Genomic DNA, 19,032 nt, shown 5'->3' with positions numbered 1-19,032 from the left:
AAGAGTGGTGGTGTCTACTGTCATTTATGACAGTAGACACCCAGCCGCCGCATGACTCAGATTCATGCATGAAAGCATCGGCTCGTCAGGCGAAAAAACATCCTGACACGAAAACGATACAGGGAACCCGACCATGACTAACCCGGTGATTCGTCCCGTTGAGCAACTGCTGAAGCAGGTGTTCAGCGAAGCGCAACGCGACAGCTATGTCGATTTCTGCACCTATCTGGAGCGCGGCGGGTCCATTTTTCATGTGGTGGAGCACGGCGTTCGCGGGTTGGTCGACGAATACAGCATGCATCCCGAGGACGCGCAGGCATTTTTGCGCAGAGCCAACAGTCTGGCGATCTTCGTGCGACGTCGTTTCATCGAGCACTCGTTGCGCCATTCTTCGACACAATCGGTCCATCCTGGCAGTGGTTTGCTGTCGATCGTTGACGGGCCGAGCTACGAGCGACTGTTCTATCCGAAGTTCGATGAGTTTTGTCCGCCTCAGGCACTGGAAGCGATGAACTCGCCAGTGGCCTATCTGATCGAATTGTTACGCTGGATCGATCAGCGGATCTTTCCTGAAGGTGACGCGAGCAAACTGGATTTGCACCTGCGCCGCCAGGATCTCAAACAGTTGCTCGTCGACTTCAACGCCGTGCATCAAGCGATCTCGGCGCTGGACGTCATTATCCCGGTGCTTGAAACCTTTATCATTAAAAACAGCCCCAAAAAGCTGGACCTGGAGGACGCCCTCTTCGAGGCACGCTACCCCAATGGATTACCGTATTTTCAGCATTGGGTCACGCTCGATTTCGTCGCCCGTCAACACGGTTTTTCGGTGGGCAATATCACCCACATGGTGGACCTGGCCTATCCCTATTTTTTGCAGTCCGAAGCGTGGGACACCGATGCCGGACGCGCACTGAGCCATGCCTCGCGACTGGGTCCGTATCAGCGTGAGTTACTGACTGAAGCCCCCATTGACCCAGAGGACGACGATGCACGGGATGCGTACTACGCGCGTAATTTCGGCACGGTCGGCGCTGGATGGCAAAACCTCAATCAGGTGAAATTCTTCGGCGAGCGTACCCGACAGGACTCGCGGGGCCTGGAGGCGTTGCTGTCGATTCGCGAGTTCGCCCCGACCCGTTCGGCCAATGTGGCTGTTTACGGAGATTCCCAGCCGGGGGAAACGGAAAGTCATCGTTGCGGATCGGTCTTCGTCAACGCCGGCACATCGCCGGTGCTCGATATCGACTACAGGGACAGCAGCGGAGGGTTTCTTCATCGCTTGACGCAAGCGCCGACGACGATTGATCGCTACGAGCGAATGAATCGCAAGCTGCGACTGGACCAATGGCTGGACCTGCCCAGCGACCAAGTGGATGCGCTTCTGGCAGCAGCCATCCATGCCGAGGCGCGAGGGGCAACACCCGCTCATCCGAACTGGATTTCCACGCACAGCGTGCATGCGCTGGGGTTGTTTCAGTCACTGCGCGAGCGCTACGGTTGCACGGCCCAGGACTTCGCGGCGTTTATCGATGAAGTGTCGATTTATGGCCGGGCGCAGGTGCTCTCGCTGTTTGACCGCACCTTCAACAGTCAGGGTGACTATCGCCAGCCAATGCGGCTGGACGGTGGCGAGTTTTCGGCACTGCCGACGCAAGGCGAGAGCGATTTGACGATCAGTCAGCTATGCAGCGGTTTGAGTATCGATCTGCAGACCTACGCTTACCTGGCGGCGGCCATTGCCGAGGCACATGGGCTGGGGAACAAACTCAAGCGCAGCGCGGCGGTGATCTCGAGTTTTTACCGGTTGGTGAAGTTGCCGCGGTTGCTGGGCATTACGCCGGTCGAAGGCGTACTGATGCTGACCCTGTTGGGCGGCAAGAGCTGGATCAACGGGTTGGCAGGCCTGCCACGCATGGTCGAGCGCCGCGATGATGAAACCCCTCCCGACGTTCTCAATCTGATTTATGCCATGCATTCCTGCGCGTCCTGGTGCAAGGATCGCGACATGCCGGTGTTGTGGATGTTGCAGCAGGTTTCACCACCTCAGGCATTGGCGGTGGTCACCGAGGCTGAACGTCAGTTGTTCGAGCAGATTCGCAACTTGCTGCCAGCCTCATTGTTCAGCAATGCCGGACTGCAGACGGCCGGCGTCCCCTTGCTGGTCGGGCTGGACTGGCTGCAATTACTGGTAGCGCTGGTCGACGCCACGGGGCTGGTCATTGCTTCGGATTTGCCTGAGGCGGATTACCTGCTCTTTGCCAGAGAAAAGCTTGATCAGGCGGTCAGGGACGGACTCGGAGAAAACGACGCCGGAGTGCGGGCGATGATCGTCGAACGCATGTTGAGCGTGCTGATAAAGGCACGGGAGGCTCAAGTGTCGGTTGCCAGAGAGTGTCTGGCGGTCTACACCGCACTCGACGCCGAACGTTCGCTGCGGATACTGACCTGGGCGCAGTCCACGGTGTATCAACTGTTGGCCCGGGTGCTGGAACGTGCCGAACAGTCTGCACCGCAGGCGCGTGCGTCCGAGCAGCCGGATCCCTTGTTGAGCCTGTTGGCCGATGTGCGGCGGCGCGCTGCGGTGGTGAGCAAGCTGAACCTGAGTGCCCGGCTGCTGGAGGACCTTCTGCAGTACGGCCACAAGGCCTGGATGGATCAGCAAGACCGGCATCTGTTGTCGGTGCGCACGCTGTATTTCCTGAGCGCGTTGACTCGAGCGTTCGAGTTGAGCGAGCAACCTGCCGAGGAATTGCTCGACTATCTGCGCGAGGTCAATGCCCTGACCGATGATCTGTCTGTCGACGCGTTGTGGCTCGCGCAGCAGGCGGCATTACGGCGGCTCGCGGCATTTTTTGACTGGAGCGTGCAGGAAGTGCACGAGTGCGTCATTCACATCGACCCTGCTCTCAAGATTCTGAAGAACCTCAGTCAACTGGACCTGTTGCTGCGCATACGCGTACTGGCGGCGCACAGTGGCATGGATGCCCAGACGATTTTTCTGTTGGGCAATTTGCCTGAAGCGATCGACAAGGACGCTTATCGACTCGCCGCCGAACGAGCCGTGCTCAGCCTCTCGGAAACCCGTGCACCGATGGTGTCTTTCGCCGATGAGGTGCCTGAACCGCTGCTCAGCATGATCTGTACTGCGGACAAGACCGACGTAGTGGCCAACAAACCTGATGAGAAAATCATCTTTACCGTGACGCTCAAGACTCCCGGCGGCGAAGCGTTGAAAGGAGTCTACGTGCACTGGCAGACGAGTCTGGGCACGGTCGCTGCGAAAGCCACGCAAGTCGATGGCACGGTGCAGGTCGAATACCTGCCGGGCAAAGTCGTGGGGCAGGAGGTGCCTTTATTCTGGGTGGCCCTGATCGATGCGCAGCAGGCACCGCTCGTCACTGTCTCCGATGACGCTCAGACGCTGTTTTTCCCTGGGCCATTGATGTCTCTGGTACCCGAGGAGCCAATACCGGCGGGGCAAGAGTTCGAGCTGACCGCCACGCTGCGCGATGACTATAAAAATCTCGGACGCAACCGTCTGGTGCGCTGGTTTGCCGAGGCCCAGGACGGTACGAGTTTGCCCGTGGCGGTGATCCGCCCTGAACAGAGTTACACCGATGCCGAGGGCATCACACGGGTGTTTGTGTCCAGCCCGTCGGGTGGCACCTTCATGTTCAGCGTGGTGTGCGAGGCCAGTTCCAACACGGCGTTTTTTGAGCCCATCACGTTCGACGCCCCGCCAGTTACCCCATGACTGCGCCCGTTGCCGGCGCGTGTGCTCCAGGACGCAGGAAGAACAGACCATGACTCAGAGCAATCTGGCTGAACTGTTGGAAAAACGCCGTAACGCCTTGGTCGAGTATTGCATTGGCCATATCGCCAAAGACCGTTACGCCTTTGTGAGAACGCCGCAGGATCTGTTCGAATTATTGCGTCTGGACCCGCAGGATAATTACCCGGTGCAGAGTTCCTGGGTGGCGGAAGCGACGAGCTGTGCACAGCAATTCATTCATGCGGCCTATCGCAAGCTTGAACCCGGATACGAAAAGGTCGAGTTCGATAAGGCCGATCTGAAGCTCTGGGAACTGTACAACAACTATCCGGACTGGGCCGCGCTGACGATGATTGCGCTCCACCCGGAAAACTTCATCACCCCGTTCGTGCGGCAGCGCAAGACCCGTCTGTTCAAGGCGCTGGAAGATGACTTGAACCAGACACGCCTGAGCGGCGATTCGGTGCAACGTGCCTTGCAGGGTTATCTGAAAGCATTCGAACAAACCTGCAACCTGGACGTTATCAGTGCCTGTCTGGACGGCGATTCGGCGGTTCGCGCCACCTACTATTTTGTCGGTCGGCAGCGGGTGCAGCCGTTTCAGTATTTCTGGCGCAAGGCCGGGATCGAACTGACCACAGCGGGTGAACCCGTCAATCCAGCGGCTTGGGATGAATGGCAAGCGATCGAGATTCCAGTGGGGGGCCGGGTGCTGGATGTACGACCGGTGTTCTGGAGCGGACGTTTGTGCCTGGTCTGGGCCGAGTGGCGCGACGAGGTAAAGGGGCAGGCAGGGGAGCGTAGCCTGCCGAACCGACTGGACGTCAATCTGGCGTTCATGAACCAGAGTGGGGATTGGTCGGCGCCCTTGAGCCTGCACAGCAGTGAACAAGACACCGATAAAAGCGCGGGCGCGCGGCTGATTGCGACCACGCTGGTCGACGCGTACCACCCCAAGGGCCGGTTGGGTGTATGGCTCACCAACGGCAGCGACTTGAAAGTCGGTGCGACGCGCGACGTGTTGTTTCGTCGGCTGCCTGAAGACGATGGCAGTTGGCTCGATCACCTGGCGACGCATCGCTTTACCGATGCACTGGTCGTTCAGCATCCGTTGACGTCTGCGACTCAGCCAACAATTGTGGCGAGTGAACCCGCAGGCAACATAGGGCCTTACTTCAGGCTGCAAGCGGTGTTTTCAGAGGTGGCTGACAAGGATTCCCTCTGGTTCAGAGGACAGTGTCTGCCGAGAAATCTGGCGGGCAACGCCACCGCCAAGTTCATTTTGAAAGTGAACAATCCGGCAGACGGCGATCCGGAAGAGATCGAAGAATCATTCCCTCTTGCCGGTGGCTGGGCGACTGATTGGCTTTCGCTGAGCCGAGCCAAGGGCGGCTTCACAGGAGAGGTCACTTTTACGCTGAGTAACGCATCTCAAGGCAGTCGGAACTTTACGGTCTCGCTGACGGATTTAATCCGCACAGTCCCGCCAGCACTGGAAAAAAACACCCGGGATGCGGCGCAGTTCATCGCCTTCCGCCAGCCCGGCATGCTGCCCCGCGCCCGATTGAACTCGCTGTTTGGTCCCGATCTGGTACAGCGCAGCAACATCTCGGTCGATGCGGTGCTGGATTGGGACACGCAGTTTCTGCAAGAACCCGCCCCTGAGGCAGACGATAAGTTCACTGAGCCGAACGGGGCATTCAACGGCGCGAATGGCTTGTATTTCTGGGAGCTGTTTTTTCACTTGCCGCACCTGGTCTCCGCGCGTCTGCGAGCCGAAGACCGGTTTGCCGAGGCACAAAGCTGGCTGCATTACCTGTTCGATCCGCAAGCCATCGCAACGTCGGACTCTCCACCGAAACCCCGTTACTGGCGTTGCCGTCCGCTTCAGGAGACGGGCAATCTGGGCCACGAAGTGCGGATGCCCACCGATCCGGACGCGATTGCTTACGCGGCGCCCGAGCACTACAGCAAACTGGTATTCACCGAGTATGTAAAAAACCTCATCGCCTGGGGTGACTGGTATTACCGCCAGCTTACCCGCGATGCGCTGGTGGCCGCGAAGTTGTGTTACGTGCAGGCCGAATTTCTGATGGGTGAACCGCCCTTGGCCCGGACTGTGGATCGCTGGGAAGTGCAGACGGTCGACAGCTTGCTGAAACAGGGTAATACACGTCCGGCGCTCGAGCAGTTTGAACGTGAGTTGGCGTATTCCCTTGCGCAGATTCCAGCGGTCGCCGAAGCGGCGCCGCTGATGGGATTACTGGCGAACGAGCCGTTCAAAACGCCAATCAATCAACAGTTGCTCGAACTGTACGACTGGCCCGGCCAGCGCCTGAACAATTTGCGCAACAATCTGACCCTGGATGGCAAACCGCTGAGCGTTCCGTTGTTCAGCCCGCCCACCGATCCCAATCAACTGTTGCGCGACTTGGCCGACGGCGGTATCGGCGGGCCTCGGCCAATGGGCGGTCGTCTGGTGGTGGGCGCGTTTCGCTGGCGTGTCACTTACGAGTCGGCACTGCGTGCGGTGCAGACCCTGCAGGAATACGGCAGTCAGGTTTTGCGCCTGATCGAACAACGTGACCGTGCTGAACAGGAGGAAATGCAACAGGAACACATGAAGGAGCTGGGCGACTATGCACGCATTGTGCAGGAGCAATCGATTGCCCATTTACAGGCGAGCGTTACCGCTCTGGCTCAAAGCCGCAGCATGGTGCAGGAGCGGGCCGACCGGTATCAGGCCTGGTACGACGAGAACGTGACCGATGCTGAATATCAGGTCATGGAAAAACTGCAGATCTCCAAAGATCTTAATCTGGGCGCCGTCGCGCTGAAGGGCGGAGGGGCAGTGCTGGCCAATCTGCCGAATATTTTCGGCATGGCCGTCGGTGGCAGTCGCCTGGATGCCATCACCGATGCAGTGGTCTTCGGGTTGCAAATCGGCGCCATGGCTTTGCAGACCGACGCGGAAAAACAGGCACTCACCGAGAGTTATCGCCTGCGTCGCCGAGAGTGGGAGTTGCAACGCGATCAGGCTCGGTCCGAGGTGCAAGCCATTGACGAGCAACTTAGCGCGCAGGCGTTTGCGCTGGAAGCGGCCAAGGCCAGCCTGGAGCAGACCTTACGCGCCAACGCTCAAGCATTGACCCTCTACAACTACCTGAAAAAGCGCGCCAGCAACGCTGAATTGTTCGGCTGGCTGTTGGGGCAACTCAAAGCCTTGCACTATCAGGCCTACGACGCGGTGGTCAGCCTGTGTCTGAGCGCCCGCGCGTCGCTGAGCGCCGAAACCGGTGACGACGATACCGACGATGCGTTGCCACAAGTCTGGCTGGACAACCGTCACGGCCTGACCGCCGGCGAGCACCTGCGCGAATATCTGCTGCGCATGGACCGTCTGTATCTGCAAAGCCATGAGCGTCGGCTGGAGCGGGTAAAAACCGTTTCGTTGCGGCAACTGTTCGATGATTCGGCCGATCCGCAGAGCGGATTTACCAACTGGTCGCTGGCGCTGGAGGACTTGATCGACAAGGGCACTCTGGAATTCCAGCTGACGCAGTTGCTGTTCGACCGTGATCATCCGGGGGAGTACTGCCGGCTGATCAATCTGGTCGAAGTCGATCTCCCGGTGCTGACCGGCCCTTACCAGGATGTTCAGGCGACGCTGCGTCAGGTCGGCAGCATGACCGCCACCCGGGCAACGGCGCGTTCGGTTGAGTACCTGCACCAGCCGACAGGCGCAGTGGCGCCACCTGATGTTCAGTTCAATCTGCGCAGCGGCCAGCAGATCGGTTTATCGGTGGGCATCGCCGACACCGGAATGAACGCCAGCAAACCGGATGAAGGCTTGCTCAATCCGTTCGAAAACACCGGGGCGGTCTCGCGCTGGCAGTTGCACTTTCCGTGGCCCAAGAGCGAGCGGCAAGCGCCGATGCTCAAATCGCTCACCGACGTCATCGTGCGTATCCGCTACACGGCCAAGGCCGGTGAGCCGACGTTTACCCTTGCCGTCAAAGACCTGGTCACCCGGGCTATGAGTTCCCGTCAGTCACGCAATGTCAAAGGAGCAGGCAATCATGTTTGATCCAGTCGTTCAGGCCAATGACAGTCTGCTGCTCAATGGTGATTTCAGTCAGGGCATCGAAAACTGGACGCTAGGAGCCAACCCGCGTGAGGTCAGAGTCGTCAGCGAGGTGTATGACGGCGTACCGATCAGGCTGCTTTCTGCGGGCAACCTTGGTTCTGCCTGGCAGCAGGTCACCGTACCGGTAGAGCCGGATGCCAGCGCCAGGTATGTATTGAGTTTTCTGTATGAAACGCGGCATGCCGAAGCGGGCCGCATGCTCATCACGGCTGAAGATGGAACCGTGTTGAGAGAAATCTCGTTGCCGCCGGCCAGCCCTCGCGAACTTGCAGAGGACCAGGCAAGTGTCGCCAGCAGACCGCCGCTGGTATTCGAGCCAATAGAGTACAACGCTCCGTTCGATCTGCCGTTGCAGCGCCTGGACAAGATCCGCGTCACGGTGGTCGCTCCGGCCAATGCTGATCCCGATGACTATCACCAGAGGATCCTGATCACTCGCATTCATCTGGCCCTGCACCTTGAGCCAGCAGTGCTGCAGACACTGAAGCTGGACGATGAGCAATTGCCGGCCAGCGGGTTGCTCTACCTGTGCCTGGGTTCAAACGGTGGCTTTCAGCATCGGCTTGAATGTGTTCCCGAACCCGCCAGCCCCTGGCTATACACCAAAGCCGCGTTGATCAGCGACGATAACCCGCAAGGCGCCGTTACCGCGACGCCTGACTGGGGCGTCGATCATCCGCTGAATTTACCGTGGGTTTTGCAGTGCCCGTTGATCGGTGATCAGGGGCCGTATCTGTTCACGATCAAACTGGTAAACCAATACACCGCTGCGCCCTACCCGATACAGGTCTCGCTGGGCCATCACCGGCTGGTGTTTCGCGAGAAGCTGGAGGCCGTGTATTACCCGGTGCTGGAGTTGGCGCAATCGGTGCGGCTAGGCGTGCGAGTGGCCTCCTGGTACACCGGTCAATATCTGGCCGGGCGCACGGTGACCTGGGCGATCGACGGGCAGGGGATTCTCGGCACTACGCCCACCGATCCCGAGGGGTGGGCGTATTTCGATTTCCCGCCCACGACTGCGGGCGATGTTGCGATCAAGGCCTCGGTAACGAGTCCGTACTATGCAAGTGGCGTCGAGACTACAACGCTGGATGTTCGGGTACTCGCGACCGATCCATGGAAGGACGTGCTGGCGGTGGTCGAGGGCAACGCCTTGCCTTGGGCGCAAACGACCGGATATCCCAATCGTGGTTCTACCTATCAGTTGAGTGTCCGGCTGCCTGAGGTGTTGCGCGGCACTGAGTTGGCCATGCGCTGGGAAGGGGATTCTGCGGCACAGTTGGGCGTGCAGGTGCGCCCTGAACTGGAAGAGCCAGTATCGGTGGGGGCAACAGACCTGAGCTGGGATTTTATCTGTCAGGACAAACTCGACGGTCGCTTCCATTTGTTGTTGTCGTGTTCGAAGCTGTTGTCGCCCTCCAGCAGAAAACCGATGTCACTCGCGCGTAACCTGGTGCGCATCGGTGACGTTCAGTTGGCTAACAAGTTTCCGGTGGTGGATGAGCGCGAAAGCGTCCTGCTGCGGGTTCAAGTGGTGCAAGTGGTGCACGTGGTCACCAGTGGCGACGGCGATCCGGTCAACAATGCATTGGTCGACTGGCTGACGCCCGAAGGCACGATCTCGACCCAATCGGGTAGCGGTGGCTGGGCCAGCGTGCTTTACCAGCCCTCTCGGGGTGGCGACCTGGTGGTGACCGCCCGCGTCAGAGCGCACGCCGACGCGCTCGCAATCGAGCGGCCGTTTGCAGTCAAGGCATTGCCGAGCAGTCCATGGAAGAATCAGATCAGGATCTTGTTCGACAACACTGAAGTGGATCTGGCCGAGCTGGGGTTGCTGTGCTGGCGTGGGGCTTCGCACACCCTGCGCATTGAAGCGACGGCCGGCAGTTCGTTGCTCGACCAGTTGGTAACGCTGCAATGGCGCGGTGAGTCGCCGGGGATCGGCTTGACCGTCGCGGGTATCGGCGTGCCCTTGAAGCTGGAGTCGAAGGGGCTGGAATGGACGTTCAGTTCACAAGTGGCATCGAGTAGCAGCAGCCTGTTCAGTCTGGTATTGAGCAGCCCGGTGCTGGCGTCACCCCGAGAGTTGTTCGGTCGGTTGATCGCTACGGAGCTGTTTGACGAATTGACGGTGATGCTGGATCAGGTGACCGCGACAATAGCCAGCCAGAGATTGTTTCCATGCCTCGGCGCCAGACACAACGTGCGCTATTTACCCAATGCGCTGAGCCCCTTGGTGGGGCTGCAGGGAACGTTGATGTGGCTGGGAACACCGGCCGGCGAGCTGGATGCAAGCGTCGAACCGCCGCTCCATGTTACCCAGACGCTGAGCGATGGCGGTATTGCATGGAGTCTGGACTTCACTGCGAGCAAGGTCTGCGGTGACTTTACGCTCGGGCTTTTTTTGCCTGCATTGAGTTTGTCCATGAGCGCCAACCCGATGCAGCTCGCCCACAACAAATTGCGCATTGGCGACTGGCGCGAGTCTGCGGTTGATGCCGTCATCGGCAAGGATAAAGCCTGGAGTTGGGTCAGGGTGTTTTCAGCATTCACCGGCCAGGCGGTGGCGCAGGTGGCGGTGCAGTGGAAGACGGCGGCCGGCCTCGAAACAGTCGCCAGCGATGACCTTGGCTGGTCGGGCTTTGGCTTGACGCCGGGCACCGCTGGTCAGCAGCAGGTGTTGGCCAGCGTGCTCAGCCCGTTCGACGGCTACGAAGAGCAGCGCGTCTTGTCTTTTATGGCACTCGCCCGTGACCCTTGGGAGGGTGTGCGGGTGCGCTTCGATGGCCATGACGAACAGCCATGGGGCAGCCAAACCTTCTTCCCGCGGCGCCGAGGCACACATGTCGTCGAAGTGCTGTTTGAGGATGGCAGTCCATTGTTCGAGCAAGACCTGGCCTTGGGATTGACCGGTAGCGGTCCTGCGGAGCTGGGGCTGCGCTTCGAACCCGCGCTCGGCGTTGCGCGCCGGCCCTCGGCGCTTGGCCTGCATTACTCATTGCGCTGCGATGATGTGACGGACGGCGGTTTCGCGCTACGCCTGAGCGCCGAGCGATTGGCGCGCCTGTCACCGGCCAACGCGATGTCGTTGGGCGTGGGCGAGCAAGTGTTGAAACTTCTCGCCAATAGTCGTGTTCAGCAGGTGCTGGAATGGGAGCAGGAGCTGGTCGAGCAGGTGACCGTGGTCTCGTCCATCACCGGTAAGGGCATCGCGGGAATCGCAGTGACCTGGCGCAATGAAGCCTTGGGGACGGTGACCACCCTGACCGACTTTTATGGGGTGGCCCGTGTACGGTTCAAACCGCAGACACCAGGTGCGGCGGTGGTGACGGCAACGGTGGGGGATGCGGTTTATTCGGAGTCGGTCGATCTGGCGTACACGCTTGAGGAACCGCGCGAAATCAGTGAACTGTACGAGCCGCAAGGTTCGCGGTTGCCGCCGGACGAGGAGCAGACGGTAGCCATTGCCAAAGTGGTTTCGGCACGCACCGGCTTGCCATTGGCTGGTGTGCAGGTGCGGTGGAATTTTGCTGGTAATGCCTTGGTCCCGTCGGTGACGGACGAGGAGGGTATTGCTCGGTTGACCTTTAGGTATCCGGCCGGAGTCGAAGACGTCCTATCGGCAACTGTCCGGGGTGGGTTGGGTGGTTGGGATATGGCGCAACTGGGATATGTCGGCGTAGTGCCGGAGATTGATTCGCTTACCAGTCCCGATACAAATATTAATCTGGGCCAGGATGCAACGGCCGAAATCCGGGTGGTGTCGCGCCACGATGGCCGGGGGCTGGCTGGCGTCAGGATCGTCTGGGACTACCCGCAGCTGTCGCTGCCGCCAACGGTCACGGGACAAGACGGAAAGTCACGCATTGATTTCAGACCGGGTGAAACGGGTCAGCATGATCTGAAGGCAACGGTGGTCTTGGGTGGCTCGCGATTGCTCGAGTTTGAAGTGTTTGATCCAGCAACGAGGCCGCAGATGTTTGAGCTTGCAAAGCTTCACGGGCAGATCGGTGTTGGTGGAGAGGCTCACATGCGTGCGCGAGTGACTAACAGATCCTTCATACCTATCCAGGGAGAGGAGGTTTTCTGGAGCTTCCCCAATACTGAAATCGCTTCTACCAGGACCAACGCTGATGGTTATGCAGAAGTAAAATTCATTCTGCCTGCAAGGGGAACCATCGTTGCTAAAGTTCGGGGAGGATCAAATATGAGTATGCCTGTATGAGTAGGTCTCTCATTGGCTATGGGAGCGGCGTCAGAAAATGCCGGACCGCTTCCAGCTCAAATAACGGTTCACCAACTCAGTGCTCAAATCACCAGAGCGTACATCCAGCACCTGCACTCCATGAGCATTCAACCGCTCATGCAGTTCAGCCCGGGCGTTGAGGTAATCTACCGTGCCGCAATAGGCCAGCGCTTCAGGCAGGGTTTGCACTGGGGCCTGGCGCACCTGGTCGAGCGTTTCTTCGCGCAGGCTGACCACCAGCACTTGATGCTGGCGGTTCAGGTGCTGGACCGCGTTGGTCAGTTCGCCATGGTCTTCATCGCGCAGGTTGGTCACCAGGATGACCAGTGCCCGGCGTTTCTGACGGGTCAGTAGCTGTTGGACGGCTGACTGGTAATCCGCCGGACGTTGGCTACTCGCCAGATCGTAGACTGCGTTAAGCAAAATGTTCAGTTGCCCTGCGCCTTTTACCGGCGCGAGATATCGCGGTTGATCGCCGGCAAAGGTGCTCAACCCCACGGCATCGCCCTGCCGCAGCGCGACGTAACTCAGCAGCAGACACGCATTCAGCGCATGGTCGAAATGCGCCAGCTCGCCATCCTGGCTGCGCATTTGTCGACCGCAATCGAGCATGAAGATGATCTGCTGATCACGCTCGTCCTGGTACTCGCGGGCAATCGGCGTGCGCTGCCGGGCAGTCGCCTTCCAGTCGATCTGGCGCAGGCTGTCGCCTTCGCGAAATTCGCGCAGTTGATGAAATTCCAGGCCTTGCCCGCGACGCTGGCGCTGGCGCACACCGAGCTGGCTGAGCCAGTTGTCCACCGCCAGCAACTGCCCGTCGTAGAGCTTTGCAAAGTCCGGATAGACGCGAATGTCGCTGCACACCTCGATCAGACGTTTGCCTGACCACAGCCCCAGCGGGCTGGGCAGGTTGATTTCGCAAAGTTCGAAGGTGAAATGACCGCGCTTGAGCGGGCGCAGGCGATAGCTGACCGCGCTGAACTGACCGGGTTGCAGGGCGACCGTCAGCCGCAGGTTTTCGACACTCAGACCCTGCGGCACGTGATCGAAGACCTCTACCGTTACGGGATCACCGAAGTCGTGACTGACCTGCAACCGTACCTCGCTCCAACGGCCGAGTGCGAGGCTCCCGGGGATCTGCCGTTGCACCCGGGGCGAGGGCAGGCGCTGGAGGCGGATGGCGTCGAGCAGCGCCAGCACCAGCAGGGCCAACAGCAACCCCCAACTGATCGCCGACAGGCTGGAGGGTGTCGGGATGTCGAGTGCCTGCACGGTGCCCAGCAGCGTGCCGACGGCCAGCAGAAAGGCCAGCCACATCAGCAGCAGGCGTGACGGTTTCACAGGCGCGGCGCCGGCACTTGGTCGAGCAGTTGCTGCAGCACCTGATCGACCTGCAAACCTTCAATATCCAGCTCCGGCGCAATGCGCACGCGATGACGCAGCACCGCCAGTGCACAGCCCTTGATGTCGTCGGGAAGCACAAATTCACCACCGCGCAACAACGCACGAGCCCGGCCGCAACGCACCAGGGCGATAGACGCCCGAGGCCCGGCGCCGAGGGTCAGGCCGGGCCAGCTGCGGGTGCTGCGCGCCAGGCGCACGGCATAGTCGAGCACCTGATCGTCCAGCGGCAAATCACTGGCAATCCGTTGCAGGGCCTGCACATCCTTGGCTTGCAATACCGTGCGCAACGGCTGCACATCGAGCATGTCGGCGCGAGTCGACCGGCTGACCTGGCGCACCATGTTCAGCTCCTGATCGGCATCCGGATAGTCCATGCGCACCTTGAGCATGAAGCGATCGAGCTCGGCTTCCGGCAATGGATAAGTGCCTTCCTGTTCGATCGGGTTCTGCGTGGCCAGCACCATGAACGGTTGAGCGATCGGCAGGGCGCGACCTTCGAGGGTGACCTGGCGCTCCTGCATGGCTTCGAGTAGCGCCGCCTGGGTTTTCGCCGGTGCCCGGTTGATCTCGTCGGCCAGCAGCAGGTTGGTGAACAGCGGTCCCTTGCGCAGCTTGAACTGCTCGGTGTGCAGGTCATACACCGCGTGCCCGGTGACGTCGCTGGGCATCAGGTCGGGGGTGAACTGGATGCGCGCAAACTCACCGCCAAAGCAACGCGCCAGCGCCCGTACCAGCAAGGTCTTGCCCAAACCGGGCACGCCTTCGAGCAGCACATGACCGCCGGCAATCAGCGCAGTCAGCACATCTTCAATCACTGCTTCCTGGCCGATCACGGCCTTGTGCAATTCGCTGCGCAACGCTTGCGCCAACTGGCTGGCACGCTGGCGTTGCTGGGCAGCGTGGCTGGCGCTGCCGGGCTCGATCTGTTCACTCATAGCGTGTTCCTCAAGGTTTGCAGGCGGGCGACCTGACGGCTGAAGTCAGCGGCGGACATGCGCTGTTTCGGCGGCGGGCTCAGCGCCTGGCTGATGGCGCGGGTCGGTTGCCGGGTCAGGCGCGACAGCGCCAGCCATTGTTCGGCAACGTTCAATTGGTCGAAGCCGGGATGCCGGCGTCGCGCGCGGCGCAGTACATCCTGTTGCAAGGCTTGCAACAGCGTGTGCTGGCCGTTGTGACGCAGGATGAAATCGGCACTGGCGCGCAGGTGTTCCTGCAACTGGCGACGGCCCGTCGGCGCTGGCGCCTGAACAGGCCCGTGGCGGACAGCAACGTGCCAGAGCCACAGGCCGATCAGCGCCAGCAGGGCGACGATGGCCTGCGGGAAATAACGCCAGAGCAGCGCCAACAGACCCTCGTGTTCAGTGTTGTAGATCAGGGTGACGTCAGTCTCGGCGCTCAGATACCAGAGCAGCCAGGCGTTGTCGTGTTCGCCAATCGACGGGGTTTTCCACAGGTCGGCATCGGTGACCACGGTGACGGTGCCGAGGCCATAGGTCAGTTGCATCATGTGCGTGGCCTTGGCGCTATTGGCCCAGGCCTGCGCGAGATTGTTCGGGTCTTCGAGGTGAAAGTCAGTATCGAAACCGGCGTAGGCCGGTGCGTCTTCGTCCTCCAGATACAGCTTGGTCAGTTGCGGATAGCGGTCTTGTTCCTGATCTTCGGGTGGATCCTTCAAGTCCTTGCTCAGGGACTGATGCAACTGCACCCGATCAAGCAGCAAGTCGTTGCTCTGTTTGCTGCGTTCATCCCACAACGATTCGGCGACGAACACCAGTCGCCCCCCCGCGCGGGTCCAGTTGAGGACTTGATCGATCTGGCGCGGTGGCATCTTCGAACGCTCCCCGAACAACAACAGCGTATGCCCGCGCGGATCAATATCGGCGAGTACCGCCTGGCTCTCGGCATGGCTGACGTTGAGGCCGCGCTCACGCAGGAACATTTCTGCCGCCAGATAAGGATTGGCCTGCGCGGCTGGCGAGGGGCCGTGATCGACGACTTCCTGATAAGGCCGCGCCTTGAGGAACAGATAGACGCTCAACGTGCCCAGCAGCACGACAATCAAGGCGCCAACCAGCCACAACGTGCGCCGGTTCAACGGGCCAATTCCCGGTCGAACAGCACGCGCCAGCCGCTGCACAGCTCTTGTTGCAGCTGTGCCGGCGGAATTCGATTCCCGTAAGCCATGTTTTGCCAGTGCCGGGTCAGGCTGCGGCTGTACAGCAGCAATTCTGGACGTTGCATTTGTTCGATACGCGCCAGTACCTGGTTTTCCGTGTCGGCGGGTTTCAGTGTCAGGGCATAGTCATGCAGCAGATGGCTGAGCAAGCCTCGATAGAGCAGACCCAACGCTGCTCGCGGATCGCTCAGCCAGAGTTGTTCGGCGCTGCCGGCGATGTCATCCGGCAGGGTTTCTCGGTTCAGGTCCAGGCCAAACGCTTGTTGTGGCTGCGGTCGCTTGATGCGTGTTGGCAGACTCGGCCGGCGACTGACGAAGGTGCGCAGAAAGTCGCGATAGCGCCAGATCAGCCAGCCGAGTGCGGCGATCAGCGTGGCCCACAGCAGCACTTCAATGACCTTGGCGAGAACGTTGAAATGCTGACCCTCGAGCCAGCCCAGCAAGGTTTTCAGCCACTGCGGGGCTTCACCGGGTTTGTTCTCCGTGGCCGGTGCGGCCGGGTCATCGCCAAACCGGTAGCGGGTGACGGATTGCTTGTTCTTGAACGGTGCCTGCTCCAGCAGGGCCTTGATGCTGTCGTGCGCGGCCTGGCTGGTCACTGGCTGATTGAGCAGGCGTGGAGCGCTCGGGGCATCGTCAGCGTTGGCGTTTTCAGCGGCCCATGCCGGTTGCAGATTCGGCAGCACCAGACAGATCGCCAACAGCACACCGAGTACGCCGTTGTTCAGGCGTTGGCGCAAGCGGCGGAACACCAGTTCAATGTCCCAGGCTTCCAGTTGCGTGCGGCGGTTGAGGTAAAGGCTGAAGCCGCAGGCGACGTAGACCGGTTCCCAGACCACGAGGATCAGCGCGTAAAAAGCGTTGGTCAGATGTTCCAGCCAACGCCAGTGATGATCGGCGGAGAGAATCAGAGTCTGCCAGTCCCAGTCGGTTTCGATCTGCTGGGGCAACAACATGTAGAACAGCACCATCAAGCCGATCCACAGCGCGGTTTCCAGGTGCACGCCGATGATGGTCAGCCATTGCGCGGCCCCCGCATTGCGTTGCAACAACGCTTGCAGGCGTTGTTGCCGAGCAGCGCCGTCGAGGCCCTCGAGCTGCATCACCGGCAGCAGAAAGCTGCGGCTGAAACTCAGCCGTCGCCAGGTCAGACTGGCCAGCAGTTGAGGCTTGAGCAGGCGCGGCCATGCGCGCAGGGCTTGTTTGAGTGTGGGCGTTTCGCCGAACAGGGCTTTCGACAGGATGTACAGCGGCAGGCGTTCATAAGCAGGTTTCAGCCACCAGAAAATGAAGATCGCCAGCGACGGCGAGTCCCACAGCAGCAGACTGAGCAGGACAAACAGCGGCAGGGTGACGATCGCCCAACTGGTCATCAGCAGGCGTCGATGACGCTGACTCATGAGCACGCCGAGGTCCATGGCTTCCCAAGTGGTGCGCGGGCGGATCACCACAGTGGCGTCACTCAGGCGCATGGCGGATCCTTCCGGCGAACAGCAGGTACATCGCCACCAACGCCCAAAGCCCTGTGCCAACGGCATATTTGGTCAGCGGCGTGACAGCGGTTTTCGACGACCAATAGGCCTCGATGAACGCCGCGATCAGCAGGAACAGCATGACCCCGCAGATCAGCAACACGCTCTTGCGCGCGGCCAGGCGCAGCGCTTCGCCGCGAGTCAGGCGCCCTGGTGCAATCAGTGCCCAACCCAGTTTCAAGCCAGCGGCGCCGGCCAGGGCAATGGCGCTGAGTTCGAAGGCGCCATGGCCGATCACAAACGGCCAGAAGGTCTGGCCGAAACCGATTTCGCTCAGGTGACCGGCCACGGCTCCGATCACCAGACCGTTGTAGAACAGAAAGAACGCACTGCCGACACCGGCGAGCAATCCGCTGGCGAAGGTCTGAAAAGCGATGCCGATGTTGTGCATCACGTAGTAACCGAACATCACCCAGTCTTCGCTGGCCGCCCGTTCGACGGTGCGCCCGAGGTGCCCGGCGACAGGGTCGTACATGCCTTGCATCTCGCGCACCTGATCGGCGGGAATCAGGTTGTAGACCAGTTCGGGAAATGCATAAACCAGCACACCGACACCGATCAGACTGCCGAAAAACAACAGGCCGGCAATCAGTACGAAGGGCCATTCGGCGCGCACCAGTCGCGGGAAGTCCGCGAGGACAAAACTGAGCAGATTGGCGCCGAGTCGACTGCGATGGCGATAAAGTTGCTGATGGCCGCGCAGCGCCTGTTGTTGTAACGAGTCGATCAGAAAACTGCTGTAGCCACGTTCCTGCGCCAGCGCCAGGTGCTGGCACAGCCGGCGATACGCCTTGGGGAAACCGCTGACCTGCGAGGTTTGCTTGCCGTGTTCAAGGCGTTCGAGTGCCAGCGCAAAACGCTCCCATTCGGCCTTGTGACGACTTTCGAAAAGGCTCTGTTTCATGTCGGGCCCAACAAGCCGCGAGCGATGCCGTTGAGTTCGGTGACCGCTTTCGGCGCGGAGATATGCAGGGGCTGGGCGAGCAGTGCCGCCAGCTCATTGACCCTTGCCGGCGACAACTCGCCCTGACGCTCGGCAAACCCGAGCACCGCGCGTTGTTCGCTGAGGGTCAGCGGGACCGGTGCGCGCCGAGGTTCGGCGACGGGCAACTGCGGACGCTTGAGAGGGCGTTCGGTGTAAACCACCAGGGTGCCGGCAGCGATGTCGCCGAGGCGTTTGAACGTCGGGTGTTGCAGGCAACTGATGGCGCCGAAGAAATAGCCGAAGGGCAGCAAGTCGACGAATCGCAGCAGGTTGCGCAGCAGCGAGGCTGACCAGCCGACCGCTGTGCCGTCATCATGGACGACCCGCAAGCCCATCCACTGTTTGCCCGGCGAGCGTCCCTGGCGCAGCACTTCGAACAGCACCATGTACCACCAGCTCACGGCAAACAGCAGCAGCGAGCCGAGGCCCATGCCGAGTTTGCCAAGGAAGGCGAGGGCAATGAACAACACACCGAGGATCACCCCGCGCAGGCCCAGGTCGATCGTGAAAGCCAGCGCACGCACCATCAACCCGGCCGGACGCAAGGGCAGGTCGATGCCTTCCGGCGTTTCGACCTGGTGCCGCGTATCGAGCGGCGGGGGCAGCGGTGCTTTCCTTGGCGGTGCTGTGGTCTCGAGCATGGGCTACCTGATGTTCGCCTGTTCGGGGTGCAAGTGGGTCCGATGCTAGCAGCCTCTCGGGGGAAAACGACATAACTATGTATTGCACATCGTGTGGCACAAGGTGCTTGAATGACGCGAGGCTGG

The 19,032-nt window shown here is 60.5% G+C and carries 9 protein-coding genes; 3 read left to right on the top strand and 6 right to left on the bottom strand.

What is annotated here, in order from left to right:
• Window positions 1-133 precede the first annotated feature (133 nt).
• The 3 genes from ACIPZE_RS10020 to ACIPZE_RS10010 are packed head-to-tail and all read left to right on the top strand — an operon-like array spanning window position 134 to window position 12,147.
• Window positions 134-3,757, top strand: a complete 3,624-nt coding sequence (locus ACIPZE_RS10020; RefSeq protein ID WP_400772663.1) for a Tc toxin subunit A — start codon at window positions 134-136, stop codon at window positions 3,755-3,757.
• Between the two features lie 49 nt (window positions 3,758-3,806).
• A complete protein-coding gene (locus tag ACIPZE_RS10015) occupies window positions 3,807-7,862 on the top strand; it encodes a neuraminidase-like domain-containing protein (RefSeq protein WP_400772662.1) in 4,056 nt (1,351 codons plus the stop codon).
• Window positions 7,855-12,147, top strand: coding sequence for a hypothetical protein (locus ACIPZE_RS10010; protein WP_400772660.1), 4,293 nt, complete (start codon window positions 7,855-7,857; stop codon window positions 12,145-12,147). Before ACIPZE_RS10015 ends, ACIPZE_RS10010 begins: the two co-directional genes overlap by 8 nt.
• Before the next feature lie 30 nt (window positions 12,148-12,177).
• Here ACIPZE_RS10010 and ACIPZE_RS10005 read toward each other — a convergent pair whose 3' ends face one another.
• From ACIPZE_RS10005 to ACIPZE_RS09980, 6 genes are read right to left on the bottom strand one after another with little or no spacing between them, the layout of a single operon-like run.
• Window positions 12,178-13,509: a DUF58 domain-containing protein gene (locus ACIPZE_RS10005; RefSeq protein ID WP_400772658.1), complete on the bottom strand. Its 1,332-nt coding sequence runs from the start codon at window positions 13,507-13,509 to the stop codon at window positions 12,178-12,180.
• A complete protein-coding gene (locus tag ACIPZE_RS10000; RefSeq protein WP_400772656.1) occupies window positions 13,506-14,507 on the bottom strand; it encodes an AAA family ATPase in 1,002 nt (333 codons plus the stop codon). The genes ACIPZE_RS10005 and ACIPZE_RS10000 overlap by 4 nt, the downstream gene beginning before the upstream one ends.
• Entirely contained in the window at window positions 14,504-15,667 is a 1,164-nt protein-coding gene (locus ACIPZE_RS09995; RefSeq protein ID WP_400772654.1) for a DUF4350 domain-containing protein, read from the bottom strand. Before ACIPZE_RS09995 ends, ACIPZE_RS10000 begins: the two co-directional genes overlap by 4 nt.
• On the bottom strand, window positions 15,664-17,220 hold the full coding sequence (locus ACIPZE_RS09990) for a DUF4129 domain-containing protein (RefSeq protein WP_400772652.1): 1,557 nt from the start codon (window positions 17,218-17,220) through the stop codon (window positions 15,664-15,666). The genes ACIPZE_RS09995 and ACIPZE_RS09990 overlap by 4 nt, the downstream gene beginning before the upstream one ends.
• On the bottom strand, window positions 17,207-18,184 hold the full coding sequence (locus tag ACIPZE_RS09985; protein ID WP_283439264.1) for a stage II sporulation protein M: 978 nt from the start codon (window positions 18,182-18,184) through the stop codon (window positions 17,207-17,209). The genes ACIPZE_RS09990 and ACIPZE_RS09985 overlap by 14 nt, the downstream gene beginning before the upstream one ends.
• Complete coding sequence (locus ACIPZE_RS09980) at window positions 18,181-18,906, bottom strand: RDD family protein (protein ID WP_400772650.1); 726 nt, start codon at window positions 18,904-18,906, stop codon at window positions 18,181-18,183. Before ACIPZE_RS09980 ends, ACIPZE_RS09985 begins: the two co-directional genes overlap by 4 nt.
• Window positions 18,907-19,032: the final 126 nt, after the last annotated feature.

Origin of the sequence: Pseudomonas sp. NPDC089741 (genome assembly GCF_044748825.1) — a bacterium.
GTDB lineage: Bacteria > Pseudomonadota > Gammaproteobacteria > Pseudomonadales > Pseudomonadaceae > Aquipseudomonas > Aquipseudomonas helmanticensis.
Note: the sequence above shows the minus strand (reverse complement) of the source record. Positions and strands in the feature narration are given on the sequence as shown.